At 63.3% G+C, this 23,265-nt stretch carries 24 protein-coding genes; 12 read left to right on the forward strand and 12 right to left on the reverse strand.

Annotated elements, in window-relative coordinates; genetic code table 11:
• Positions 1-15 precede the first annotated feature (15 nt).
• Complete coding sequence (locus CGZ66_RS33290; RefSeq protein WP_095090909.1) at positions 16-429, reverse strand: winged helix-turn-helix transcriptional regulator; 414 nt, start codon at positions 427-429, stop codon at positions 16-18.
• A gap of 97 nt (positions 430-526) precedes the next feature.
• Here CGZ66_RS33290 and CGZ66_RS33295 point away from each other — a divergent pair, with 97 nt between their 5' ends.
• A complete protein-coding gene (locus CGZ66_RS33295; protein WP_095090910.1) occupies positions 527-1,507 on the forward strand; it encodes a quinone oxidoreductase family protein in 981 nt (326 codons plus the stop codon).
• A gap of 42 nt (positions 1,508-1,549) precedes the next feature.
• Here CGZ66_RS33295 and CGZ66_RS33300 read toward each other — a convergent pair whose 3' ends face one another.
• Positions 1,550-3,607: an ABC transporter ATP-binding protein/permease gene (locus CGZ66_RS33300; protein WP_095090911.1), complete on the reverse strand. Its 2,058-nt coding sequence runs from the start codon at positions 3,605-3,607 to the stop codon at positions 1,550-1,552.
• Between the two features lie 101 nt (positions 3,608-3,708).
• Here CGZ66_RS33300 and CGZ66_RS41420 point away from each other — a divergent pair, with 101 nt between their 5' ends.
• The 4 genes from CGZ66_RS41420 to CGZ66_RS33315 all read left to right on the forward strand — a co-directional run bounded on the left by CGZ66_RS41420 (position 3,709) and on the right by CGZ66_RS33315 (position 7,279).
• Positions 3,709-3,843 carry a hypothetical protein gene (locus CGZ66_RS41420; RefSeq protein ID WP_280952842.1) on the forward strand — a complete coding sequence of 45 codons (135 nt, stop codon included), beginning with the start codon at positions 3,709-3,711 and terminating at the stop codon, positions 3,841-3,843.
• A gap of 190 nt (positions 3,844-4,033) precedes the next feature.
• Entirely contained in the window at positions 4,034-4,588 is a 555-nt protein-coding gene (locus CGZ66_RS33305) for a winged helix-turn-helix transcriptional regulator (protein ID WP_095090912.1), read from the forward strand.
• The gene (locus tag CGZ66_RS33310; protein ID WP_095090913.1) at positions 4,585-5,709 is read left to right on the forward strand and encodes an HlyD family secretion protein; all 1,125 of its coding nucleotides are present in this window, start codon (positions 4,585-4,587) and stop codon (positions 5,707-5,709) included. The genes CGZ66_RS33305 and CGZ66_RS33310 overlap by 4 nt, the downstream gene beginning before the upstream one ends.
• A 7-nt stretch (positions 5,710-5,716) precedes the next feature.
• Entirely contained in the window at positions 5,717-7,279 is a 1,563-nt protein-coding gene (locus CGZ66_RS33315) for a DHA2 family efflux MFS transporter permease subunit (protein ID WP_095090914.1), read from the forward strand.
• A gap of 55 nt (positions 7,280-7,334) precedes the next feature.
• Here the strand turns inward: CGZ66_RS33315 and CGZ66_RS33320 are convergent, their stop codons facing one another.
• The 5 genes from CGZ66_RS33320 to CGZ66_RS33340 all read right to left on the reverse strand — a co-directional run bounded on the left by CGZ66_RS33320 (position 7,335) and on the right by CGZ66_RS33340 (position 12,154).
• Entirely contained in the window at positions 7,335-8,645 is a 1,311-nt protein-coding gene (locus CGZ66_RS33320; RefSeq protein WP_095090915.1) for a hemolysin family protein, read from the reverse strand.
• Between the two features lie 157 nt (positions 8,646-8,802).
• Positions 8,803-9,510: an LssY C-terminal domain-containing protein gene (locus CGZ66_RS33325; protein WP_095090916.1), complete on the reverse strand. Its 708-nt coding sequence runs from the start codon at positions 9,508-9,510 to the stop codon at positions 8,803-8,805.
• An 85-nt stretch (positions 9,511-9,595) separates the two neighbouring features.
• Positions 9,596-10,402: an extensin-like domain-containing protein gene (locus CGZ66_RS33330; protein ID WP_095090917.1), complete on the reverse strand. Its 807-nt coding sequence runs from the start codon at positions 10,400-10,402 to the stop codon at positions 9,596-9,598.
• Between the two features lie 117 nt (positions 10,403-10,519).
• Entirely contained in the window at positions 10,520-11,551 is a 1,032-nt protein-coding gene (locus CGZ66_RS33335) for an extensin-like domain-containing protein (RefSeq protein ID WP_167392349.1), read from the reverse strand.
• Between the two features lie 177 nt (positions 11,552-11,728).
• Positions 11,729-12,154 carry a DUF3775 domain-containing protein gene (locus CGZ66_RS33340; RefSeq protein WP_095090918.1) on the reverse strand — a complete coding sequence of 142 codons (426 nt, stop codon included), beginning with the start codon at positions 12,152-12,154 and terminating at the stop codon, positions 11,729-11,731.
• 145 nt (positions 12,155-12,299) lie between these two features.
• Here CGZ66_RS33340 and CGZ66_RS33345 point away from each other — a divergent pair, with 145 nt between their 5' ends.
• Both CGZ66_RS33345 and greA read left to right on the forward strand, forming a co-directional pair.
• Positions 12,300-12,836 carry a tetratricopeptide repeat protein gene (locus CGZ66_RS33345; RefSeq protein ID WP_095090919.1) on the forward strand — a complete coding sequence of 179 codons (537 nt, stop codon included), beginning with the start codon at positions 12,300-12,302 and terminating at the stop codon, positions 12,834-12,836.
• A 306-nt stretch (positions 12,837-13,142) separates the two neighbouring features.
• Positions 13,143-13,616, forward strand: a complete 474-nt coding sequence (gene greA / locus CGZ66_RS33350; RefSeq protein WP_095090920.1) for a transcription elongation factor GreA — start codon at positions 13,143-13,145, stop codon at positions 13,614-13,616.
• 262 nt (positions 13,617-13,878) lie between these two features.
• Here greA and waaC read toward each other — a convergent pair whose 3' ends face one another.
• From waaC to rfaD, 3 genes are read right to left on the reverse strand one after another with little or no spacing between them, the layout of a single operon-like run.
• Positions 13,879-14,847, reverse strand: coding sequence for a lipopolysaccharide heptosyltransferase I (gene waaC / locus CGZ66_RS33360; RefSeq protein WP_095090921.1), 969 nt, complete (start codon positions 14,845-14,847; stop codon positions 13,879-13,881).
• Entirely contained in the window at positions 14,844-15,851 is a 1,008-nt protein-coding gene (gene waaF, locus CGZ66_RS33365) for a lipopolysaccharide heptosyltransferase II (RefSeq protein WP_095090922.1), read from the reverse strand. Before waaF ends, waaC begins: the two co-directional genes overlap by 4 nt.
• Complete coding sequence (gene rfaD / locus CGZ66_RS33370) at positions 15,824-16,774, reverse strand: ADP-glyceromanno-heptose 6-epimerase (RefSeq protein WP_095090923.1); 951 nt, start codon at positions 16,772-16,774, stop codon at positions 15,824-15,826. Before rfaD ends, waaF begins: the two co-directional genes overlap by 28 nt.
• 164 nt (positions 16,775-16,938) lie before the next feature.
• Here rfaD and CGZ66_RS33375 point away from each other — a divergent pair, with 164 nt between their 5' ends.
• The 4 genes from CGZ66_RS33375 (at position 16,939) to CGZ66_RS33390 (ending at position 20,430) form a co-directional block, all read left to right on the forward strand.
• A complete protein-coding gene (locus tag CGZ66_RS33375) occupies positions 16,939-17,571 on the forward strand; it encodes a LysE family translocator (protein ID WP_095090924.1) in 633 nt (210 codons plus the stop codon).
• Positions 17,572-17,711: 140 nt separating this feature from the next.
• Positions 17,712-19,205, forward strand: coding sequence for a D-glycero-beta-D-manno-heptose-7-phosphate kinase (gene rfaE1 / locus CGZ66_RS33380; protein WP_095090925.1), 1,494 nt, complete (start codon positions 17,712-17,714; stop codon positions 19,203-19,205).
• Between the two features lie 7 nt (positions 19,206-19,212).
• Entirely contained in the window at positions 19,213-19,785 is a 573-nt protein-coding gene (locus CGZ66_RS33385) for a D-sedoheptulose-7-phosphate isomerase (RefSeq protein ID WP_095090926.1), read from the forward strand.
• Between the two features lie 6 nt (positions 19,786-19,791).
• Positions 19,792-20,430: an HAD-IIIA family hydrolase gene (locus CGZ66_RS33390; RefSeq protein WP_095090927.1), complete on the forward strand. Its 639-nt coding sequence runs from the start codon at positions 19,792-19,794 to the stop codon at positions 20,428-20,430.
• A 65-nt stretch (positions 20,431-20,495) separates the two neighbouring features.
• Here the strand turns inward: CGZ66_RS33390 and CGZ66_RS33395 are convergent, their stop codons facing one another.
• Positions 20,496-21,290 carry a glycosyltransferase family 2 protein gene (locus CGZ66_RS33395; RefSeq protein ID WP_095090928.1) on the reverse strand — a complete coding sequence of 265 codons (795 nt, stop codon included), beginning with the start codon at positions 21,288-21,290 and terminating at the stop codon, positions 20,496-20,498.
• 247 nt (positions 21,291-21,537) lie between these two features.
• A complete protein-coding gene (locus CGZ66_RS33400; RefSeq protein ID WP_095090929.1) occupies positions 21,538-22,017 on the reverse strand; it encodes an Lrp/AsnC family transcriptional regulator in 480 nt (159 codons plus the stop codon).
• 252 nt (positions 22,018-22,269) lie between these two features.
• Between CGZ66_RS33400 and trxB the strand changes: the two genes are divergently transcribed.
• The gene (gene trxB, locus CGZ66_RS33405; protein WP_095091710.1) at positions 22,270-23,244 is read left to right on the forward strand and encodes a thioredoxin-disulfide reductase; all 975 of its coding nucleotides are present in this window, start codon (positions 22,270-22,272) and stop codon (positions 23,242-23,244) included.
• Positions 23,245-23,265 lie beyond the last annotated feature (21 nt).

A 23,265-nucleotide genomic window follows, 5' to 3' on the forward strand; every position in this document is an offset into this window, starting at 1 on the left:
TTGCGCCGCCCTTTTTCAATTGTGGGAGGCGTGCGTCTCCCGCGCCGGCCTTGGGCGGATGATGCAATCGGCGAGGCGATCCCTTTCGTTGAGTTCGTCGGCGTGGTGCTGGCCCCATTGGCAGAGTGCCAGCAGGATCGGCTCGAGGCTGAGGCCGAGACTTGTCGCGGAGTATTCGACGCGCGAGGGGACTTCGGCAAAGATCTCGCGGCTGACGAGGCCGTGCTCCTCCATTTCGCGCAGCTGCTGGATCAGCACCTTCTGGGTGATGCCAGGCATCATCGCCTTCAGCGCCGACAGCCGTCGCGGGCCATCAAAGAGATGGTAGAGGATGACCGCCTTCCAGCGCCCAGCGATCACTTTCAGGGCGCGTTCCGCCGGCAGCATCGGCAATCGCTTGATGGGCGGTCTCTTGCTGGGATTGGCCATGGTCACCTCCTGGTCAGCAGGGGACAAATGAGTGTGTAGTCGAGGCTGCGCAGATAGTGGCAAACCGTGGCCGATGCCATAGCGATCGGAGTTTGCCATGAAAGCCATTCAGCTCAGCCGCTTCGGCGGTCCCGACGTGCTGGAGGCGGTAGACCTGCCGTCGCCAGTGCCGCAGGCCAGCGACGTGTTGGTCCGCGTCCATGCCGCCGGGATCAATTTCTTCGAAGTGCTGATGCGCAGGGATGGCTACGCGGTGACGCCGCAACTGCCGATGATCCTTGGCGTCGAGGCCGCGGGCTTCGTCGAGGCCGTTGGACACGGGGCGGATGCGTCGCTGCTGGGAACGCGTGTCGCCGCGCCTTTGTTCGTTTCAAAGCATCCTCACAGCGGCTATGCCGAGCAGGTGACGATCGACGCCGATCTCGTCGTGCGGCTGCCAGATGCCCTGTCGTTCGAGGATGCCACAGCGTTGATGGTACAGGGGCTGACGGCCCTTCACCTGCTGCGGCAAAGCCCGCCCGGCGGCAAGTCGGTGCTGGTGCCGGCCGCTTCGGGTGGCGTCGGGTCGCTGCTTGTCCAGCTGGCCAGGCTAAAGGGCGCACGCAAGGTGATCGCGGCCGCCGGCGGCAAGGCCAAGCTCGATCTCGCTTTGTCGCTCGGCGCTGATGCCGCCGTCGACTATCTCAAGCCGGATTGGCCCGCTCACCTCGGTGACATCACGGACGGGCAGGGCGCCGATATCATCTACGACACGGTCGGCGGCGCACTGACGGCTGCGTTGCTGCAGGCTCTGGCACCCGGCGGCGAACTGGTGTTCGCCGCACTTGGCCGCTACACGCTCGCGGCTTCCGACCTGGAAGCGATGATCGGCCGCAACCAGTCTTTGAGAGGTTTCGCGCTGCTGCCGCTGCTGTCCACGGACGTACTGAAAGCCAGCCTGTCCGAGCTGTTCCAACTGGCGGCAAGCGGTCGGCTGCAGGTTGCGATCGGCGGCCGCTTCCCGCTCGACCAGGCTGGCGAAGCGCACCGCTTGCTGGACGAGCGCCGCTCGACGGGGAAGGTGGTGCTGATCCCCTAGTTTTGGTAGATCAATCGCCTGCAGAGACCGCTTTACCCATGGTCACGCTGCCTTTCGGCCAGAGCCCCACAAGGCGCGCCCGATCAAGTTGCGTCTGCCCTTGCGTGGGACAAGATCGATATCGCTGACAAGCTTTGCGCCGCCCTCGCGCCGCTCCAATGTGATCTTGCGGCTATGGAAGGCTTCCAGTTCGGCTCGATGCGCCACGCTTATGATGGTGACCTTCGGCAATTCTTGGATGAGCACCTCCATCATCTTGCCCTGGCTCTTCTCATCGAGCGCCGCGGTTGCTTCATCCAGCACGATGATGTCGGGGCTGTGCAGCAGGAGACGCGCGAAGGCAAGCCGCTGTTTTTCGCCACCCGACAAGGTCTGGTCCCATGGCGCGTCTTCCTCGATCTTGTTGGCGAGATAGGCGAGCCCCACTCTATCGAGCGCAGCCTTGATCTCCTTAATCGTCCAGTTGTCGGCGGCGGCGGGATAGGCGACTGCGCGGCGAAGCGTGCCCGAGGGGATGTAGGGTCGTTGCGGCAACATGAACAGCCGCCTGTCGGCGTGGAAATTGACGCTGCCGCCACCCCACGGCCAGAGACCCGCGACGGCCCGCACCAGCGTGCTCTTGCCTGAACCGGATTCACCGGCCACCAGCACCCGCTCGCCTGGTTCGATCACGACCTTGGTTTCCTTGACCACGGACGTGCCGTCGTCGAGCGTCACGGAGAGATTGTCGATGCTGAGCATCGCACCGTCTTCGGTTTCGCCGCGCTGGATGCGTCCCAGGGCGTCGCTCTGCTCGGCGCGCTCGAGCCCATCGAGCGACATCATCAGCGAGGCGATGCGCCTTGCCGAGGCGTTCCAGTCGGCGAGACGGGGGTAGTTGTCGACCAGCCATCCGAATGCGCCCTGCACGATAGCAAAGGCGGAGGCAGCCTGCATGACCTGTCCAAGTGTCATGCTGCCTTCGAGAAACTTTGGAGCGCAAAGCAAAACCGGCACGACCGGCGCAAACAGGCTCGACCCCTGTGACACCAGTGCGGTGCGCATGTGCTGGCCTGTGAGGAGCGCCCATTGCCTGAGCACATGGGCGAACCTCTTGTCGATGCCGCTGCGCTCCTCCTCCTCGCCGCCGAGCAATGCGATACTCTCGCCGTTCTCGCGCACGCGCGTCAGCGTGTAGCGGAATTCGGCTTCCGCCTGGTTCTTTTCCTCGGAGAGGTGGACGAAATGGCGGCCAATCACCGCCATTGAGGTGGACGTGATCGCGGCATAGATGACCGCCGTGATGACGAGGAAGCCGGGAACCGTGATGGTCGAACCCGAGATTGTGAAGCTCAGGGCTCCGCCGATCGTCCACAGCACCACGATGAAAGTCGAGGCCGACAGAAACGCGTTGATGACACCGGCGGTGAAGTCGACCGGGGATTCGGTGGCAATCCGCAAATCCTCCGAAACGCGGGCTTCGGGGTTCTGGTGGTCGCCGCCGACGAGGTTCAACTGATAGTAGCGGCCGTTCGCGAGCCAGCGCGCGATGACCGCAGTGGTGAGCCAGGAACGCCAGCGGCGCTGAATCGTCATGCGAAGGAAGACTTGCGTAACGACAAGGCTTCCGCTTCCGAGCACCAGCGGCACGAAAACGGCGCTCAGGAAGTACACGGTATGGGCATCGCGTTGCTCAAGGGCGTCGAAAATCGCCCGGTTCCAGCGATTGATCCCATACTGGAAGCCGACGTTCACGCATATCAGGATCAACAGCCCGATCGTGAACGGCCAGGCGAGCCTGTCACCGCCGCGGCCCCAGTAACCGCGCGCACTGATCCAGAAGCGCTTCAACAAGTATTTCTTGCGCGCCTGCTCGGCCTCCTCGGGCGTCAGTTCCGGATCGGGTTCGATGACATCCGGCGGCGGCGCGGCCTGGCCGTTGACCTCGGGCGCGGCCTGCCCGTCGACCTCGGGCGCGGCCTGCCCGTCGACCTCGGGCGCGGCCTGCCCGTCGACCTCGGGCGCGGCTTCGACAGTCGATGCCTTTTCCTGGCGCGACTTTTCAGCTCCGCGTGGTTTGGCACCGTTGACAGATTTCGGCTTGGATTTGACCCCGGACATAGGCCGATAACGGCTTAAAAATCAAAAGGTTTCATGGATGTCAGCGCTTCTCGACAATTATCAGCGCGGCTAGGCAAAGGGGGGTGGCGAGGAGCTTGTCGATGAAACGCACGCGGGCCGGCATGGGGCCGGCCCGCCGCGGCCATTCAGGCTACCGCCGGGATGTGACGCGGGCCGGCAAGCATGGCGAGGCCAAGGCCTTTGGTCGAGCACATGACCCAATCATTTTGACGTGACGTCGTCGCGATCCGTATCCACGGTGGGGCGCACGGCGCCGCCGTCCATCCGATGGGCGGAATCGACGTCTTGGTGTTTTAGCCGATCTCCGTTGAAAACCGGGTTCCAGCCCTCGATCCTCACAAGTCACTTGCATAATGCAATCCACTAGGCTATGAGGCACTTTCATTTTGAAAGAGACCAGCGACAATGGTTGCCAAAACAAGCTTCGAAACCCGCCCATGCCCCATCGCGCGCAGCCTCGACGATGTGGGTGAGTGGTGGAGCATTCTTCTGCTGCGGGATGCGTTCCAGGGCCTGACGCGCTTCGACCAGTTTCAGAAGAGCCTGGAGATTGCGCCCAACATTCTGACGCGGCGGCTGAACAGCCTGGTCGAGCGCGGCCTGTTCGAGAAGCGCGTCTACTGCGAACGGCCGCTTCGCCATGAATATGTGCTGACCTCCAAGGCGCGCGATTTCCGCCCGGTCCTGCTTTCCTTGCTCGCTTGGGGCAACAAGCATCTGGCGCCCGAGGGCCCCAGCCTCGTCGTTGTGGACAAGGCTGACGGGCGCTGGGCCGAGCCGGTGCTGGTCGATCGCCAGACCGGCAAGGAACTCGACAGCGAGGACTTCGCCATGGCAACGGCACCCAAGGCCACCGATCGCATGCGGCGGCGATATCGCTTCAGCAGCGAAGGCTCAGGCCTTCCGCTGGTCGACAACGCGTTGCTTCAGCACAGCCAGGACGAGGGGCGCGGCAGATGAACAAGGTTCTCTCGCCGGCCGAATTGCAGCCATCGGTCGCCCAAAATCTCACGCCTGCCATTTCCGTTGCCGCCACTCCCATGCCCGCCAGGAAGCGTCGCAGGCCGCTGCTGATGTTGGCAGGCCTTGTCGTGATCGGCATCGCCGGCTGGTACGGCGTCCAGTGGTGGCAGGCCGGCCGCTTTCTCGTCTCGACCGATGACGCCTATGTCGGCGGCAACGTCACGCCGCTGGCGCCACGGGTCGCCGGTCATATCGACCAGATCCTTGTCGAGGACAACCAGCATGTCGAGGCGGGTCAGCTCGTGATCCGCATCGACGACCGGTCCTTCAAGGCGGCGCTGGAGCATGCGCAGGCATCGGTCCAGCAGCAGCAGTCGGCTCTCGACAATCTTCATGCCCAAATCTCGCTGCAGAATTCGGTGATCGAGCAGGCCGAGGCCGATCTCGAGGCTAAGAGCGCGGCCGCCGTTTTCACCACTCAGGACGCGAAACGCTATGAAGTGCTGGCCAGCACGAGGGCCGGTTCGCAACAGGACGCCCAGAGAAGCTTTGCCGCCGACGGTCAGGCCAAGGCGTCGGTGACCGCCTCTCGGGCGGGGCTTGCCGCCGCCAAGCAGCAGCTCGATGTGCTCAACACGCAGATTTCGGAAGCAACCGCCGCAGTTTCCGCCGCCAAGGCCGATCTCGACACGGCGCAGCTCGATCTCGGGTTCACGCAGATCCGTTCTCCCATCGACGGTGTCATCGGCAATAGGCTGGCACAAGTCGGCACCTATGTGTCGCCGGGTAGCTATCTCTTGACGATCGTTCCGGAGAGGGGGCTGTGGGTCGACGCCAATTTCAAGGAGGACCAGCTACGGCAGATGGCCGAGGGGCAGCCGGCGACGGTCTATACCGACATTGCACCTGACGAGCCGCTCAAAGGTCATGTCACCAGCCTGGGGCCTGCAACCGGGGCCATCTTCAGTGTGATCCCGCCGCAGAACGCGACCGGCAATTTCACCAAGATCGTCCAGCGCGTCCCCGTCAGGATCACCATCGACCAGGACCAGGTGCAGAAGGTTGCGCTCAGGCCAGGTCTGTCGACCGCCGTGAAGGTCGATACCGCGTCGCGCTGAGGACGCCATGTCAGAGCGCGCCGTCCCGCAGTCCTTCTTCGCGAGCATCCTGCCGTTCATGGTGATGTGCGTGGGGATGTTCATCGCGCTTCTCGACATCCAGATCGTCGCGTCCTCGCTCCAGGATATCGGTGGCGGCCTGTCGGCTGCCCAGGATCAGATCGGCTGGGTGCAGACATCCTACCTGGTGGCGGAAATCATCGTGATCCCGCTGTCGGGCTGGCTCACGCGCGTTTTCTCGACCCGGTGGCTTTTCACCATCTCGGCGGCCGGCTTCACCCTGGCAAGCATGCTTTGCGGATTGGCCTGGAACATCGAAAGCATGATCGCTTTCCGCGCACTGCAGGGGCTGCTCGGCGCGTCGATGATCCCGACGGTCTTCACCTCGTCGTTCCACTATTTCCAGGGTCCGAGGCGGGTCTATGCGGCCGCGGTGGTTGGCAGCATCGCTTCGATCGCGCCGACGCTCGGCCCCGTCATCGGCGGCTGGATCACCGATACGCTGAGCTGGCATTGGCTTTTCTATGTCAACGTCATTCCCGGCACCATCATCACCATCCTCGTCGCCACCCTGGTCAAGATCGACGAACCCGATCCGTCCCTTTTGAAGGGCGCCGACTACATCGGCATCGTCCTGATGGCGGTCAGCCTGGGCACACTTGAATATGTTCTCGAGGAGGGCTCGCGCTGGAACTGGTTCGATGATGCGACAATTCGCAATGGCGCCATCCTCGCCGGGGTCACCGGGGTTCTGTTCGTCGTCCGCAGCCTGACCTATTCGCAGCCGGTGGTCGATTTCCGTGCCTTCGGCAACCGCAATTTCGCGATCGGCTGCTTTCTCTCGTTCATCACCGGTGTCGGCATCTTCGCCACGATCTTCCTGACGCCGCTGTTCCTCGGTTACGTGCGCGGCTACGACGCCCTGCAGACCGGGCTGGCGGTCTTTTCCACCGGCGTCGCTTCGATGGTCGGCGTCCCGGTCTACATCTTCCTCGCCAAGCGCTTCGACACGCGCTGGCTGATGATGTTCGGGCTTGCCTCCTTCGGTGCGTCGATGTGGAGCTTCAGTGCCATCACCAGCGAATGGGGCGCCGCGCAGCTGCTTCTGCCCCAAATCTTTCGTGGCTTCCCACAGGTCTTCGCGGTCGCGCCCAGCGTCAATCTCGGTCTCGGCAGCCTGCCACCCGAACGGCTGAAATATGCCAGCGGGCTGTTCAACACGATGCGCAATCTCGGCGGTGCGGTCGGCATCGCCGTTTGCGGCGCGATCCTGAACGACCGCACCAACTTCCATTTCCTGATGATTGCATCGCATTTGACGCCACAGAATGAGGCTGCGATGCGCCTCGTCGACAACGTCGCGCTGCGTTATGGCCAGATCCCGGGCGCAGTGGCCGACGGTCACACTGCTTCGCTGAAACAGCTGTGGCAGCTGGCTTATCGCGAGGCATCCACGATGGCTTACGCGGATGCGTTCCTGGTGATCATGATCGCGTTCGTCATCGCGACGGCTCTCGTACCGTTCCTGCGCAACGTCACACCTAAGGCGCCGCCTCCGGACGCACATTGAGGCGGGATCAAAGCGACGATCGAACGAATCAGACAGGGAGCCTGAAGGCCGTTCGTCAGCGCACGGCTTCTCGGTGCGAGCCGGGCAGTCGGGTGGCGATCAGCTTGTCGATGCGGCGGCCGTCGAGATCGACCACCTCAAAGCGCCAGCCCTGCGCGTCGACGCATTCGCCGGTCGCCGGCAGGTGATGCATGTGCGCCAGCACGTAGCCGGCGACGGTCTCATAGTCGCGGTTTTCCGGCAGGTCGATGCCCAGAATCTCGGCCATTTCGTCGGCCTGCATGTAGCCGGCGAGCAGCCATGAGCCGTCCTCGCGCTTGACGGCGTTTTCCTCGTCGCCGGCATCGGTGTCCGCCCTGAAGACGCCGGTGATGGCTTCGAGAATATCGGCCGGGGTGACGATGCCTTCGAAATGGCCGTATTCGTCATGCACCAGCGCCATTGGCACGTCGGATTCCTTGAGCTTCTGCAACACGTCCAACGCGTCGGCCTGGTCATAGACGATGGGGGCGGCGCGCGCATGCCGGCGCGGGTCGAGCACATGGCCGGCAAGCAGCGCGGCGAGCACGTCGCGCGTCTGGACGACGCCGACCATGACGTCGACGCCACCGTCGCCCGCAGGCAGGCGCGAATGCTGGGTCTCCATCAAAAGCTTGCGGATGGTGCCCTCGTCGGACTGCAGATTGATCCAGTCGACCTCGGTGCGCGGCGTCATCACGGCGCGTACGGCGCGGTCGCCAAGCCGCATGACGCCTGCGATCATGCGCCGCTCGTCGGATTCGATGGTGCCATGGTGCTCGGCCTCGGCGACCAGCATCTTGATCTCCTCGTCGGTGACCTTCTCCTCGCTTTCGCCGCGCTGGCCGAGCAGCCACAATATGGCGCGGCCGGAAATGTCGAGCAGGAAGACCAGAGGAGCCGAGACGGTGGCGAGGATGGTCATTGCCGGGGCCGCCCGCGCGGCCACGCGCTCGGGATCGCGCAAGGCGATCTGCTTGGGCACCAGCTCGCCAACGATGAGCGAGAAATAGGTGATGATGGCGACGACGATGCCGACGCCGACCGGATCGGCGACGTTTTCGCGCATGCCGGCCGAGGCCAGGAAGGTGGCCAGCCGGTCGCCCAGCGTGGCGCCGGAAAACGCGCCGGAGAGAACGCCGACCAAAGTGATGCCGATCTGCACCGAGGACAGGAACTTGCCGGGATTGGAGCCAAGCTCAAGAGCCCGGCCGGCGCCGTTGACGCCGCGGTCGATCATCGCCTTGAGCCTGGCCGGGCGCGACGAGACGATGGCGAGCTCGGACATGGACAAAAGGCCGTTCACACAGATGAGGACGACCACGATAGCGATTTCGACGTATAGCATGAGCGGTCAATAGCATTGCGGCGCGGCTTTCGAAAATAGTCCGCCAAGATTTTTAGAAGATGACAGTGACAGCTCTCAACCGATGTCGTCTGCGGCATCGGGGTCACGGCCAATTTTCAGGTCGATCCCGGACCATCTGGTCTCAGAACACATGATCTCACGGCAGTTGCTTCAACACGCCGACAACGGCCTCGCCGTCGGTGAAATAGGGATCGCCGCCCCCATTGCGCCCGCTGCTGGTGGCGCCGATGCCGGCCATGTCTCTGGTCGAGATCAGCGTGCCGGCGGTGGCCAGATCGCGCATCAGGAAATTTCGTTCGGCATCGATGTCGGGGCCAATGTGATGGGTGATGGCGCCGGTATCGTGGCTCAGCCCCACGCCGCGATCGAAGCTGGCCGAACCGAGCCACAGCGGCCGGCCGTCGTCGCCGCTCGCGCCTGTCTGCCAGAGGCGGACATGATGACGCCGGTCGGCGCTGGCTCCCACCGGCTTTTCGAACGCAAGATCCTGGGCTCGGCCGTCGAACAGCAGCCGGCTGACCGGCGCATCGGGATAGGGATGGTCGAAGAGCACGCTTTCACCGATCTCGATCGCGGTCGTCAAGGTCACGGCGTCGGCAGTGTCCCAGCCGGCGACGGCGAAGGCATGGACCACTTCCTTCTTGGTGCCGACAAGGCCGACATTGATCGGATCACCCGGAATGCCCTGCGGCGTGTGCGTCACCATCTCGAAGAGCTGGGTGCGAAAGCCGCGATCCCGGAATGTCCAGAATTCCGGCGCGGCGAAATAGGCGAGCGCCAGATAGGCGGCCAGGAAGGCCGTCATCCAGATTGCAATGCGTCGCCGAAAACTTCGCTGGCTCATCACCGTCGCCCGAACGTTCCGGCATCACTCTATGCGATGTCGTGTTTCGCCGGCAAAGGGCGTCGACATGCTGTTGTCCGACACTCTAGCGGCAGGCGCGATAACCGTTCCTGCGGTTCTTGATGTCGAAGTGGAAGTGGTTGCGGTGGTCGTAATTGTAGCCGGGGCCAAGCACGGTGGTGAAATACTGGCAGCCGTCGGCGCGCACATTGTTGAGGAAACCGCGGGTGCGGAAGGCGAACAGGCCGGGCTTGCGCACGTCGATGTCGTCGCCATTGTTGAGCTCGATGCTCATCACGTCGAGCGCGTTGCCCTTGCCGTGCTCCGACAGCACACCTTCGCCGGCAATGTTACGGCAGGAATAACTGGAACCCTGGTGGATGGTCTTGACGCCGGAGAAATAGCGCCAGCGGGCGGAGGGAACGAGTTCGTTCTTCGTCCAGCCGGCGAAGGTCGCGGCCATGTCGCAGGTCAGCGTGGCGGCGGGCTTCATCTGGATGCTGCCTATGGCCGAGACCTTGACCGGATAATCGATGCCGCACTGACCTTCATGGATCGGCGCCAGGTCGGTGTAGGCGACATCGAGGCGCTTCAACTGCTGGCGGCAGTCGGTTTCGCTGGCCGGCATCTGCTCGACCGGCGACATCGGCTCATCCATGCGCGGATAGGCGGCGCTCGTCATATAGGGATTGGACGGAACAAGCTTCTGCATGCCCGTGTATTGCGGCACGGCAGCGGTCTGCGAGCCGACATCGACGGCCGGTTCAAGTGACAGCACGCTGCCGGTGTTGCAGGCCGAAACCGCCGCGAGGGCAAGGCCGGCGGCGACCATCGCAACATGTTTCGATTGGCGCGCGGCGGTGGAAAACACGACGCGAAATTTGCCGGCCATTGGCGGAAATCCCATTCACGGATATCCGGCATTTTAACGATCAAGGGTAAAGGAAAACTCAGCGCCCGTGTTCATGCCTGCGGCCGAATTGCGGCATGCAGTGTCGGCCCACCAGGCTCACTGGCAGAAGGTGCCACCATGCCGGCGCGGTTCGAGATCAAGATGGAAATGCAAGGCATGGTCGGGGTCGGCGCCTGGTCCGAGCACGGTCTTGAACGGTCCGCAGGCGGCCTTGCGCACGGCGTTGAGGAATTTCGCGTCCTTTTCCGGCGGCGCCGGGCCGACTTCGATCTTCTTGCCGTCCGACAGCGTGAAGCTGGCGATGTCGAGCGCGTTGCCGAAGGCGTGTTCCGACAGTTTTCTCGTGCCGTGGCGCGGCCGGCAGACAAAGGCCGATGCCTGGCCGATCGATTGCAGATCCGCCCCGAATTCGGCTTTCGCGGCCGGCTGGATGACGTCAGCGGCGAAACGCGCCGCAGCTTCGGCCATCGGGCAATTGAGCTCGGTGCCGGGGCCGATGGCGATCGACTTGCCGAGTGTCTTCAGCACGATCGGGTAGGGGATCGAGCAGCCGATGTCGGGATTGCTTTCTGCCTTGTGTTCCTCGAATTCGACACCGAGCGTCTTCAGCCGCTCGCGGCAAGAGACTTCCTCGTCGGGCATCTTGTCGTCGGGGAGATCGGCCGAGCGCGGGTCGGGCAGCATTTTCTCGTCGCCTGCATCCGCCGGCTTTTGCGGTGGCTGCGGGGCGACGGCCGGTGGCTCAACCTCGGGCTCCACGGTCCCAGGCTTTGGTGGTGGCGTCGGCGCCACGGAAGGCGGCTCCGGTTCGTTTTCCGTATCGGCCGATGGTTCGGGGCGCGCCTGCTTTTTTTGATGCGACTTATCTTGATTGAGCCGGTCAGCCGCTCCGCCGCTCTTTGGAGCTTGCGTCTTCAGCTCGTCCTTCTTTGAAACCTCGGCCTTCTGCGCGTCTGCGGGACGTGGCTCCGGCACCGGAACGTCGGCTGGTGATGTCAACGGATCCTGCGTTTTCTGCTGTATCTTTGTCGGGCCCGGCGTGACGTGCTGAGGGCCCCGCCGTTTCAGCCGATGCTTGCCCCGCGGTTCCAGCGGCTGGTCGGCCCGCAGCGACATCGGCTGCTCCACCTGGGGCTTGTGGTGCCGCTGCCGATGTCTGGCGTCAGCGGGCGTAACAAGCACAGCCGCGATGGCTACGACCAGTGCAATCCTGCAGGTTTGGGAAAAGACAATCGACCCCATGGCCGTCAACGGCGCGGACGCAAGGAGGTTGCCTTGGCCCCATCACGAACGGTAACCGCTATGTTACGCGCCGATCGCTTCCAGCCCTTCCTCCAGCCAGTCGGCAAGCAGAGGCATGCCAAGCAGATACTTCGCCGTGCGCCTGTTGGCGCGTTCGCGCGCCGCTGCAAGCGCATCCGCCCATTCGGTGCCATCGTAGTCGCCGCGACCGATCCAGGCCAGGGCGATGAGTTCGGCAGCTTCGTCGACATTGAGGTCGTTGATCAACTCACGCAGTTCTTCCTCGGTGAGGTTTTCGGAACTTTCCTCGGCGAGGCCGTCATGATGGTGGTTGGCATGGGCCTCGCCGTCGAGTTCGACCTCATGCTCGGCGCCACCGGCATAGTCTTCATTGACGGCGGCACTCAATGCCTTGGCCTTGAGGATGAACAGGCGCACGGTGTCGGGGCCGATCGAAAGCTCCCAATCCTTTTCAAGGCGCCGCTGCACATTCCGTCTCCGTCAGGTCGTTTGCTTGAATGATAGCGGATTTGCAGCATCCGTCACCTGATGTTCTCCGATATGCTTTTTTTCCGGGATGAAACCGAGGGCGTCCGGCGTTAGTGTTGCATTCTCACCCCTCAAGGAGGCTTCGATGCATAAAAGAATGCTGATCCAGGCGGCGACTGCCCTTGTCGCACTGCAGTTCCTTGCCGTTCCGGTGTACGCCGCCGGCAGTAGCGGCGGCAGCGACCAGACCGTGACCCAGTGCAAGAAGGGCCAGGTCTGGGACAAGAAGAAGAAAAAGTGCGTCGCACCCCAGGAAGGCATGCTGGATGATGACAGCATCTATGATGCCGGGCATTCGCTGGCGCTGGCCGGGCGCTATGACGAGGCGATCGCCGTGCTCAGCCTCGCCGCCAACAAGCAGGATCCGCGTATCCTCAATTATCTCGGTTATTCGCACCGCCATTCCGGCCGCGTCACCGTCGGCCTCGGCTATTACGAGGAAGCGCTGCGCATCGACCCCAACTACACGCTGGTGCGCGAATATCTCGGCGAAGCGCATCTGCAGATCGGCGATCTGGCCGGTGCCCAGCAGCAGTTGATGGAAATCGAAAAGCGGACCGGCAAGGGTTCGCGCGAATACGGTATGCTGTCGGAGCAGATCGACCATTTCATGCGGAGCTGATTTCGGCGCCCAATATTTCTCAATCCGGCCGCGAGCGATCGCGGCCGGATTTTTTGTTGCCGGCCATCGCCGGTTCGCATCTGCCGCGGTAGCATTTGCGAATGCAGCGACGGCATTTGTGAAAGCCGGAGAACATTTTCGCAAAACCGATTTTTGGGCGTGAAAAACCCGCGAAGATTGCTATATTCAGGGAAATTGCGGTGAAACGGTTCCGTTAGCCCGAGGCTCTCGGACCGTTTTCTTTTTGTACCCATCGACAAGGCTTTCCCCGAAGCGCGGGGGTGGCAGCAGGAAAGGTCAGGCATCATGAACAAGGTCCCGATGACAGGCGAGGGGTTCGCGTCATTGAAGGAAGAGCTGCGCTGGCGCCAGCAGGAAGAGCGGCCGCGCATCATCGAGGCGATCTCCGAGGCGCGCTCGCATGGCGACCTTTCCGAAAATGCCGAATACCATGCCGCAAAAGAGGCGCAGAGCCTCAATGAGGGCCGGGTCAACGAACTTGAAGATTATATCGCGCGCGCCGAAGTGATCGATGTCAGCAAGCTCAGCGGCGACAAGGTCAAGTTCGGCGCCACCGTGGTGCTGGTCGACGAGGACACCGAGGAAAAGAAGACCTACCGGATCGTCGGCGACCAGGAAGCCGACGTGAAGTCCGGCCGCATCTCGATCTCCTCGCCGATCGCGCGCGCGCTCATCGGCAAGGAAGTCGGCGACGCCATCGAGGTCAACGCGCCAGGCGGAGCAAGGGGTTACGAGATCGTCCAGGTGCAGTTTATCTAGCGGATTTGAGAAGCGCCGATTTGCGCCGATCTGCTTTTCAAGCCAAGGCTGGCGCCGCCCCTCATCGCCCTGCCGGGCACTTCTCCCCGTATAGCGACGGGGAGAAGGACGCCTTCACCGATGATTTCGCTAATTTTCAGCGTTTGCAAACATCCGCCAACTTTGCGCTCTGCTCCCTTCTCCCCGTCACTATACGGGGAGAAGGTGCCGGCAGGCGGATGAGGGGCAGCACTAACCTTTCCAATTGAATTGATTGAATAAATCAATCCGCCTGGCTACGCTCCAGCAGCCTATCGGCCTCCGCTACCACTTGCCCCGGCGTTACATGGTCCCCGAGTGCGGCCAAAAGCGTTGATGCGTATGGCCCGCGCGGGCCGGTGAGGCCGGGCTCGGTGGCAAGAAAAACCGCAACCGTCGGCAGGCCGAAGGCGCTGGCGAGATGGGTCAGCCCGGTGTCGGCGCCAATGACCAGCGTCGAGCGGCCGATGATCGCGGCGATGTCGGAGAGCGGCGATTTGGGCACCACGACCGTTGACGGAACAGCCCCGGCGATCGCTTCGGCGACGGCCTTTTCGCGCTCGTTCGACCATGTGGTGACCGGCGTCGTTTCCCTTTCAACCAGCAGACGGGCGGTTTCGATCCAGTCTTGAACCGGCCATTTCTTGTCTTCGCGGCTGGTGCCGTGCAGCAGGAAGGCGATTCTGCCACTGATGCCGGCCAGATTGCCGGGCGGCGGGACGATGCCGGAGTCCAGCCTCGAAAGATCGGGCTGGTAGCCGAGCGCCAGCCCGAACAGCCGCCGCGTGCGTTCGATGGCGTGCAGGTCGCGCGGCACGGCGTAGGTGACGTCGTAGACCAGCGTCGCAGAAGGTTCGCGCGCGCTCGACCGGTCGAAGCCGGCGATCGGCGCGCCGGCCTGCCTGGCCACCAGGGCTGACTTCAGCAGGCCCTGCGCATCGATGACGAGGTCGTAGCGGCAATCACGCAGGGTGCGGCGCAAGGCAGCCGCTTCGCGCCATGTGCCGCCGTCGAGCAATGTCTTGCGCCAGCGCCGGATCGCCACCGTGTGGATCCTGTCGATCGCCGGATGCAACGCAACGATGCCGGCGAATGCCTCTTCCACGCACCAGTCGAAGGATATGTCGGGCCTGACAAGGCGGGCATCCTCGACGGCCGGAAAGGTGTGAATGACGTCGCCCATCGACGACGTCTTGACGATGAGGACCTTCATGCGGCTGCCGGGATTTCCAGCAGGCGTTTCGCCGCTGCCACAACCTGCTCGACTTCAAGCGTCTTCAGGCAGTTGAGGTGGCCGAGCGGACAGACCTTCTGGTGGCAAGGCGAGCAGGACAGGCCGAGCCAGACCAGTTCGCACCGTTCCGCCAGCGGCGGCGTATTCTGTGGCGAGGTCGAGCCGTAGACGGCAACGATCGGCGTGCCGACTCCCGCCGCGACATGCATCAGCCCGCTGTCGTTGGACACCGCCAGCCTTGCCGCCGAGATCAGGTCGATGGCGTCCTCCAGCCGCGTCTGACCGGCGAGGTCGACAACGCCGGGGGCGAGGGCGGCGATCTCCGCCGCCACGTCGCGGTCGTTCTTCGAGCCGAACAGCGCGACCTTCAAACCCTTCGCCATGAGATCACGGGCAAGCCCGGCATAGCTTTCGCTCGGCCAGCGCTTGGCCGGGCCGAACTCGGCGCCAGGCATCAGCGCTGCGAATTTCTGGGGCGCGAGTCCGAAGCGGTCGAGCAGAGCGGCCTGATTCTTCGCGTCCACGGTCAGGCGTGGCGGCCGGAAATTGCCGCCCTGGGCGAGGCCGAAATAAGCCTGCGCCGTGCGTCGTTTGACGCTGTCGGGCAGCGGCACGATGTCGGTCAGCAGGCCGTAGCGCATTTCGCGCAAATAGCCGAAACGGCGCGGAATGCGGGCAAAGAACGGGATCAGCGCCGATTTCCAGCTGCCCGGCAGGACATAGGCCATGTCGTAGCGGCCGCGCAGCAGTCGGCCGAAACGCCGGCGAATGGTGAATTCCAGCGCGCCGGGCTTGAGCGGAAAGTCGATCTGCTGGCGGATTTCGGGCATGCGCTTGACCAGCGGTGCGGCCCAGGCCGGCGCCAGCACATCGATCGCGGCGTTGGGATGAAGCTCTTTCAGTGCCGAAAACAGGCACTGCGCCATCACCATGTCGCCCACCCAGCGTGGGCCGATCACGAGGATCGTTGGGCTTTCAGCCATTCGACATAGTCTCTGACACCGGTTTCCACTGTCCGGAATTGGCCATTGTAACCGACCGCGCGCAAACGGGACATATCAGCTTGCGTAAAGCTCTGGTAGCTGCCCTTGAGATGGTCGGGAAACTCGATGAATTCGATCTCGCCCTTGCCCAGCGTGTCGATGACGGTTTCGGCAATGGCACGAAAGGGCTGGGCGCGGCCGGTGCCGCAGTTGAAGATGCCGCTCGATCCGCGCTTCCACAGCCACAGATTGACGTCGGCAACGTCGCCCACATGGATGAAATCGCGGCTTTGCTCGCCCGGTCCGAAGCCATCATAAGCGCCGAACAGTTTCGGGTTCTCGCCCCGCTCGACCTGGTTGAACAGGTGGAAGGCGACCGAGGCCATGGCGCCCTTGTGCGCCTCGCGCGGACCGTAGACGTTGAAGTAGCGCAAGCCCACAACCTGCGCATGATCGGTGTCGAAGACGGTGCGCCTGACATAGTCGTCGAACAGCTTCTTGGAATAGGCATACACGTTGAGCGGCCGCTCGAGCGCCGGGTCTTCGCGAAATTCTGCGCCGCCGCCATAGACGGACGCCGAAGAGGCGTAGAGAAAGGGCACGCGCAGCGCCTGGCAGGCATGCAGCAACCGTTTCGAGAAGGCGTAGTTCACCTCCATCATGAACTTGCCGTTCCACTCGGTGGTGGTCGAGCAGGCGCCCTGGTGGAACACGGCCTCGATGCGGCCGAACGAGCCAGCCTCCATACGGCCCAGGAAATCGTCCTTGTCGAGATAGTCGGCGATGCGCAGATCGGCGAGATTGGCGATCTTGTGGCCATCGGTGAGGTCGTCGACGACGAGGATGTCGTCATGGCCTTCGGCATTCAGCGCGGCGACGATGTTGGAGCCGATCATGCCGGCGCCGCCCGTGACGATGATCATGTTGTTGGCCCTGATACGCGTTTCACTTGCCGATTCCGGCCCTTATAAGGGAGGCAAGGTGGGCTGTCGATAAAGCAGGCAGCGAAGCGGATGTCACAGTGGCGCCGCAAAGCTTCCGCTTCAGTCGGTTTGTGCCACCCGGGACGATCGTGAGGGACAAAAGAATGCCGTCGACCGAACTGCTCATTGCATTTTTCGCCACCACGGCGATCTTCGCCTACATTCCCGGCCCGGCTATGCTCTTCGCCGCCGCGCAGACGATGGCGCGCGGCCGCTGGTCCGGCCTGACGGCAGCACTTGGCATTCATCTGGGCGGCTATGTGCATGTCTTTGCCGCTGCCGCAGGCCTGTCGGTGCTGTTTCACGCCGTGCCGCCGCTCTACCTGGCGGTCAAGCTGGTCGGCGCGCTCTACCTGATCTGGCTCGGCGTTTCGCTGTTCCGCAAGCGCGTCGAGGGCGACATGGCGCTGCCCGCGATCGAGCGGAAATCGGCGCGGCGCGCCTTTTTCGAGAGCATCACCGTCGAGGTGCTCAATCCCAAGACGGCGATCTTCTTCATGGCCTTCCTGCCGCAGTTCATCGATACCTCGGCGGCGCTGCCGGTCTGGCTGCAGTTCGTCGTGTTGGGCACCATCGTCAATCTGATGTTCTCTTCGGCCGATATCGTCTGCGTGTTCCTGGCTGGTGCCGTGATCGGCCGCTTGCGGCGTTCGAGCCGTGCACAGCGCCTGATGCAGCGGGCCGGTGGGGCGGTGCTGGTCGGGCTGGGTGTCCATGTCGCCCTGCAGAAGACCTGACCGCCTGGCCATCGTGGTCATGGCCAGCCGTTGCGCTGCGTGGATTTGCGGTATATCGGCTTCGCCATGAACGAACCGGCCCTTCAATTGATGATTACCCGCAAGGTTGAAATCGGCCATTTCCACGCGTTGCCAGTGACATGATCAAGCACAATCCGCCTTCTCCCGAACCCCTGCACCGCGCCATCGCACGGTTTGGCCAGGCCACCGTGCTGGTGGTCGGCGACTTCATCCTCGACCGGTTCGTCAACGGCGTCATCGAGCGAATCTCGCCGGAAGCGCCGATCCCGGTGCTGCACGGGCGCGGCGAAACCTCGACTATGGGCGGCGCCGGCAATGTCGTCGCCAACATCGTCTCGCTCGGCGCATCCGCTGTTCCCGTGTCGGTGATCGGCGCCGACGCAGCCGGTGACAATCTCGTGCGCATGCTGCGCGAACTCGGCGCTGACACTGCCGGCCTGGCGCAGGCGCGTGGCCGCATGACCTCGTCGAAGAGCCGCTTCAGCGCGCTCAACCAGCAGGTGCTGCGCTTCGACGAAGAGGAGATCAAGCCGCTCGATGTTGCGGAGCGCGACGGTCTGATCCGGCATTTCCGCTCGGCGCTGACGCGCGCCGACATCGTCGTCCTGTCCGACTATGGCAAGGGCATATTGCTCGACGGCGTCGCCGGCGACTTGATCGCCATCTGCCGTGAGGCGGGAAAGCCGGTGCTTGTCGATCCGAAGGGCCGCGACTATGCGCGCTATGCCGGAGCGACCGCCATCACCCCCAACCGCAAGGAGCTTGGGGAAGCTGTCGGCCATGCGGTGTTCGCCGATGACGAGATCGTGGCGGCGGCACGCCAGCTGATTTCAGCGCATGGCTTCGATTTCGTCGTGGCGACGCGCAGCGAAAAGGGCATGAGCGTGGTCGACCCGACCGAGGCGCGCCATATCGCCACCCAGGCGCGCGAAGTGTTCGACGTTTCGGGCGCCGGCGACACGGTGATCGCGAGTTTTGCATTGGCGCTGGCGGCCGGTGCCGACCCTGTCTCGGCGGCATCGATCGCCAATGCCGCCGGCGGCGTCGTGGTGGGCAAGCGCGGCACCGCGCGGCTGACGGTCGAGGAACTCACCGGTGCGCTGTTCCGTTCGCACGGGCCGACCGCCCACAAGGATGCCATCCTCGACGCTACGTCGGCCGCGCGCATGGTCGCGGCGTGGAAGGAGGAGGGCTTGAGCGTCGGCTTCACCAATGGCTGCTTCGACATCCTGCATGCCGGCCACGTCAGTCTCTTGCACGCGGCGCGCAGCCAGTGCGACCGGCTGGTGCTTGGCCTCAACAGCGATGCTTCGGTGCGACGGCTAAAGGGCGTCGGGCGGCCGGTCAACGACCAGCATGACCGCGCCTGTGTGCTCGCCGCCCTTGCCTCGGTCGATGCGGTCGTGGTGTTCGAGGAGGACACGCCCCTGGCGCTGATCGAAGCGCTGCTGCCCGACATGCTGGTCAAGGGCGCCGATTACACGATCGACACCGTGGTCGGAGCCGATGTGGTGCGGAAGGCGGGCGGCCGCGTCGTGCTGATCGATCTCGTCGCCGGCAAAAGCACCACCAACACCATCGGCAAATTGCGCGCCGGCGGCACCACAAGCTGAGGAATTCATGTCTGACCTGAACGACTACCTGGTCCGCTCGGCGGCCTCGATTTCCGCCATGGTCGAGCGCGACCTGACGAGCGAGATGGAGCGGGCGGTGAGCGCCATCGTGACGGCTCTTTCGCAGGGCAAAGCCTTGCTGATCTGCGGCAATGGCGGCTCGGCCAGCGATGCCATCCACATCGCCGGCGAACTGGTCGGCCGCTTCCTCAAGGAGCGCAAGGCCTACAATGTCATCGCACTGCCGGCCAATGCCGCGGTGCTGACCGCCTGGGGCAATGACTATGGCTTCGACACGGTGTTTTCGCGCCAGGTCGAGGCGCATGGCTCGGCGGGCGGCGTGCTGCTGGCAATCTCGACCAGCGGCAATTCGCCGAGCATTCTCGCCGCTGCCGAGCAGGCGCGGATGATCGACATGACGGTGATCGGCCTGACCGGCGACACCGGCGGCAAGCTCAAGCCGCTATCGGACATCCTGCTCAACGTGCCCTCGACCTCGACCCCGATCATCCAGCAGGGGCATCTGTGCCTCTATCATCATCTGTGCGAAGTGGTCGAAGCGCGTCTCAGCAATGGCTGACAGGTCGTGAAGCCCGAACCCTATCCGCTCCAGGAGCCCGGACTGTGGGTCGAGCGGATCGATAGCAGGATTTTTCCGACCGGTACGCCTGCGCTGTTTCTCGACCGCGACGGCACCATCAATCTCGACACCGGCTATCCCGATGACCCGGCCGAAATGGTGCTGCGCGAAAATATCGCCGCTGCGATCGGTGCCGCCAATCGGGCCGGCATTCCCGTCATCATCGTCACCAACCAGTCGGGCATCGCGCGCGGCTACTACGGCTGGAGCGATTTCGCCGCCGTCAATGGCCGCGTGCTCGACCTGCTGCGCGCCGACAACGCGTTCGTGGATATGGTCCTTGCCTGCGCCTATCACGAGGCGGGCGAGGGGCCGCTTGCGATCGCCGATCATCCGATGCGCAAGCCCAATCCCGGCATGCTGCTGGAGGCGGCCAAATGTCTGGGGCTCGATCTGCGGCGATCGCTGATCGTCGGCGACAAGCCGGCGGACATGGAGGCGGGACAGCGCGCCGGCCTTTTGCAGGGCTGGCTGGTCGACGGCGAAGCGGCCGTTCGATCGGGCTTTACAGTCCAGCGCTGGCGCGACCACGAGGATCTGGGTGGCCTGCTCGCCGCAATAGCGGCACTCGGCACCGTGTCATGATCTCGAAAAGTGGAATCCGGCTTCGGGCAAGATCATGATCATGCTCAAGCACCATCCGTGCGGCCTCAAGTCGGATCGTTGTCTCGCGAAGCTTCGTAAAGCTTGGCCTCGGTGGCGAACGAATACACCATCACCATCATCGAATAGACGAAGCCATGCCGGCCGCAAAGGAAATAGCGCTTGGCCAGGTAGAACTTCAGGAAGTTGCCGAGCGGCGACAGGACCAGCCTTATCAAGCCTGGCTTCTTGCCTCTCTCGACCAGCGTGGCAACCTTGAGGCTGGAGTAGGTGTTGGCCCTTGCCAGATCCTCCACGACAGTCATTTCGCGGCGATGCAGCAACACGCCATTTTCAATCGTACCGGTTTCGCCCGGCACCTCGAACGATTCATGGACCCGCAGGTCAATGTCCATGGTGGCCTTGTCGCGGCGGAACAGACGCAGCAGCCTGTTGTGCAGCACCCAGCGGTGCGCATAGCCATAGCCTTTCAGCTTGTCGCGGCGTCTTACGAACCATCCGTCGATGGCCTCGTTGTGAGGCTGCGTCACGGTCACGATCGACCGCCTGAGCAGGGCGTCGACGGCCTCATCGGCTTCAATCGAAAGGCACCATGGCTGCGTGGCTTGATCAAGCGCGAATTGCCGCTGACGTGGGAAACCCGGCCAATCGTTGTGAAACAGCCTTATCGGGTAGCCCTTGGCGATGAACTCCTGAATGACGTCCAGGGTGTTATCCGTCGAACCTGAATCGACGACGACGATGTCGGCGCAGAAGTCGACGCTCTCCAGGCACGGGCCGATCATGTCGGCTTCGTTCATGCAGATGATGAGCGCCGAAACCGGGCTAGAAAATCGAGTCATGATCCCACTCTACAGCACACTGTTCTGTGAAATTACGCTGCTTGCGCCATTTGTTGTTACGCAAGCCCTGTCGAAAAACCCGTCACACTTTCCTGAAATTGCCTTAGGAAACCAACAAAGCAGCCACGTCCGTCAGAACGTTCCGGCTTTCTACACCAGAGCCTGTCGAATGCGAAAGCGGCCCTGGTATGGCGAAGCCGGGAATTCGCATCGAGCGGGGACGATGTGGTGCTGCCGTCGACCAGCCTCAAGGCTGTGCAAACGAGACCAGCCCCTCGTCCTTGACCCGGCGGATGGTGAGCGCGGTGCGCACCGTGTCGACATTCGGGGTCGAAGTCAGCTCCTCGATGACGAAGGTCTGGAAGGCCCCCAGGTCGCTCGCCACACAGTGCAGCAGGAAATCGGATTCCCCCGATACCATCCAGGCGTCGCGCACGATCGGCCAGCCGCGCGTACGCTCTGCAAAGGTGCGCAGTTCGGCGTCGGCCTGGTGATGCAGGCCGATCAGGCAGAAGGCAACGACATCGAGGCCGAGCGCCGGTGCGTTGAGCAAGGCGCGGTAGCCGCGGATGATGCCGGCTTCCTCCAGCCGCTTGACGCGGCGCAGGCACGGCGGCGCCGAAATGCCAACGCGGTTCGACAGTTCGACATTGGTCATGCGCCCATCGGCCTGAAGCTCGCGCAGGATCTTCCAGTCGATGGCGTCGAGATCGGCCTTGAGCGGCATGAGGGCTCTCGATAAGTCAGGGGCAATACGCAAGAATCTTGCGTGATCTTGTAATTAAACGACTTCGCTGTCCATTCCATCCCTCGCTCGGAATATTTCGGCCGATCAAAGCGGCGACAGGGGTGCGACAAAGCTTTCCGGGGACGAATGCCAACCTGCCTTGCTGGCGCCGTGGGCAACACTTACATTACGCGCGATATCGACGAGTTTTCCATGCCGCAATTGTCGGCAGCCCTCCGCAGAGGCTTCCAGATGACCACCAAGCACGCGCCCGTTCTCATCATCGGTTCCGGCCCCGCCGGCTATACGGCGGCGGTCTACGCCGCCCGCGCCATGCTGAAGCCGATGCTGGTCGCCGGCCTGCAGCAGGGCGGGCAGCTGATGATCACCACCGATGTCGAGAACTATCCCGGCTTCGCCGACCCCATCCAGGGTCCGTGGCTGATGGAGCAGATGCTGAAGCAGGCCGAACATGTCGGCACCGACATCATCAACGACATCATCACCGAGGTCGACCTCAATGTGCGGCCGTTCCGCGCCAAGGGCGATTCCGGCACCACCTACACCGCCGACGCGCTGATCATCGCCACTGGCGCGCAGGCCAAATGGCTGGGCATTCCGACCGAACAAACCTTCATGGGCTTCGGCGTGTCGGCCTGCGCCACCTGCGACGGCTTCTTCTACCGCGGCAAGGATGTCGCTGTTGTCGGCGGCGGCAATTCGGCGGTGGAAGAGGCACTCTACCTGTCGAACCTCGCCAAGAGTGTGACGGTCATCCATAGGCGCAGCGATTTCCGCGCCGAGCGCATCCTGCGCGAGCGGCTCCTGAAGAAGGGCAATGTCCGTATCATCTGGGACACGATCGTCGACGAGATCACCGGCCGTCCCGGCAAGGCGCCGCTGCCGCCTTCGGTCGAAGGGCTGAAGCTCAAGCATGCGGTGACCGGCCAGGAAACACATCTCAAGGTCGACGGCGTGTTCGTGGCCATCGGCCACGCGCCGGCGGTCGAATTGTTTGCCGGCAAGCTGAAGCAGAAGCCGAACGGCTATCTGTGGACGGCGCCGGATTCGACCCGCACCGACGTTCCCGGCGTGTTTGCGGCGGGTGACGTGACCGACGACATCTACCGCCAGGCGGTGACCGCAGCGGGGCTCGGCTGCATGGCTGCACTCGAGGCGGAGAAGTATCTGGCCGGCATCGAAGTGCACCGTGAAGCGGCGGAATAAAGAGTTCAGAAGGCGACTTAG

Origin of the sequence: Mesorhizobium sophorae (assembly GCF_002270415.1) — a bacterium.
Taxonomy (GTDB): Bacteria; Pseudomonadota; Alphaproteobacteria; order Rhizobiales; family Rhizobiaceae; genus Mesorhizobium; species Mesorhizobium sophorae.

What these genes read in the sequence shown, in the direction of transcription:
- CGZ66_RS33290 (WP_095090909.1), bottom strand. Translation starts at nt 429, where the DNA reads ATGGCCAATCCCAGCAAGAGACCGCCCATCAAGCGATTGCCGATGCTG.
- CGZ66_RS33295 (WP_095090910.1), top strand. Translation starts at nt 527, where the DNA reads ATGAAAGCCATTCAGCTCAGCCGCTTCGGCGGTCCCGACGTGCTGGAG.
- CGZ66_RS33300 (WP_095090911.1), bottom strand. Translation starts at nt 3,607, where the DNA reads ATGTCCGGGGTCAAATCCAAGCCGAAATCTGTCAACGGTGCCAAACCA.
- CGZ66_RS41420 (WP_280952842.1), top strand. Translation starts at nt 3,709, where the DNA reads ATGAAACGCACGCGGGCCGGCATGGGGCCGGCCCGCCGCGGCCATTCA.
- CGZ66_RS33305 (WP_095090912.1), top strand. Translation starts at nt 4,034, where the DNA reads ATGGTTGCCAAAACAAGCTTCGAAACCCGCCCATGCCCCATCGCGCGC.
- CGZ66_RS33310 (WP_095090913.1), top strand. Translation starts at nt 4,585, where the DNA reads ATGAACAAGGTTCTCTCGCCGGCCGAATTGCAGCCATCGGTCGCCCAA.
- CGZ66_RS33315 (WP_095090914.1), top strand. Translation starts at nt 5,717, where the DNA reads ATGTCAGAGCGCGCCGTCCCGCAGTCCTTCTTCGCGAGCATCCTGCCG.
- CGZ66_RS33320 (WP_095090915.1), bottom strand. Translation starts at nt 8,645, where the DNA reads ATGCTATACGTCGAAATCGCTATCGTGGTCGTCCTCATCTGTGTGAAC.
- CGZ66_RS33325 (WP_095090916.1), bottom strand. Translation starts at nt 9,510, where the DNA reads ATGAGCCAGCGAAGTTTTCGGCGACGCATTGCAATCTGGATGACGGCC.
- CGZ66_RS33330 (WP_095090917.1), bottom strand. Translation starts at nt 10,402, where the DNA reads ATGGCCGGCAAATTTCGCGTCGTGTTTTCCACCGCCGCGCGCCAATCG.
- CGZ66_RS33345 (WP_095090919.1), top strand. Translation starts at nt 12,300, where the DNA reads ATGCATAAAAGAATGCTGATCCAGGCGGCGACTGCCCTTGTCGCACTG.
- greA (WP_095090920.1), top strand. Translation starts at nt 13,143, where the DNA reads ATGAACAAGGTCCCGATGACAGGCGAGGGGTTCGCGTCATTGAAGGAA.
- waaC (WP_095090921.1), bottom strand. Translation starts at nt 14,847, where the DNA reads ATGAAGGTCCTCATCGTCAAGACGTCGTCGATGGGCGACGTCATTCAC.
- waaF (WP_095090922.1), bottom strand. Translation starts at nt 15,851, where the DNA reads ATGGCTGAAAGCCCAACGATCCTCGTGATCGGCCCACGCTGGGTGGGC.
- rfaD (WP_095090923.1), bottom strand. Translation starts at nt 16,774, where the DNA reads ATGATCATCGTCACGGGCGGCGCCGGCATGATCGGCTCCAACATCGTC.
- CGZ66_RS33375 (WP_095090924.1), top strand. Translation starts at nt 16,939, where the DNA reads ATGCCGTCGACCGAACTGCTCATTGCATTTTTCGCCACCACGGCGATC.
- rfaE1 (WP_095090925.1), top strand. Translation starts at nt 17,712, where the DNA reads ATGATCAAGCACAATCCGCCTTCTCCCGAACCCCTGCACCGCGCCATC.
- CGZ66_RS33385 (WP_095090926.1), top strand. Translation starts at nt 19,213, where the DNA reads ATGTCTGACCTGAACGACTACCTGGTCCGCTCGGCGGCCTCGATTTCC.
- CGZ66_RS33395 (WP_095090928.1), bottom strand. Translation starts at nt 21,290, where the DNA reads ATGACTCGATTTTCTAGCCCGGTTTCGGCGCTCATCATCTGCATGAAC.
- CGZ66_RS33400 (WP_095090929.1), bottom strand. Translation starts at nt 22,017, where the DNA reads ATGCCGCTCAAGGCCGATCTCGACGCCATCGACTGGAAGATCCTGCGC.
- trxB (WP_095091710.1), top strand. Translation starts at nt 22,270, where the DNA reads ATGACCACCAAGCACGCGCCCGTTCTCATCATCGGTTCCGGCCCCGCC.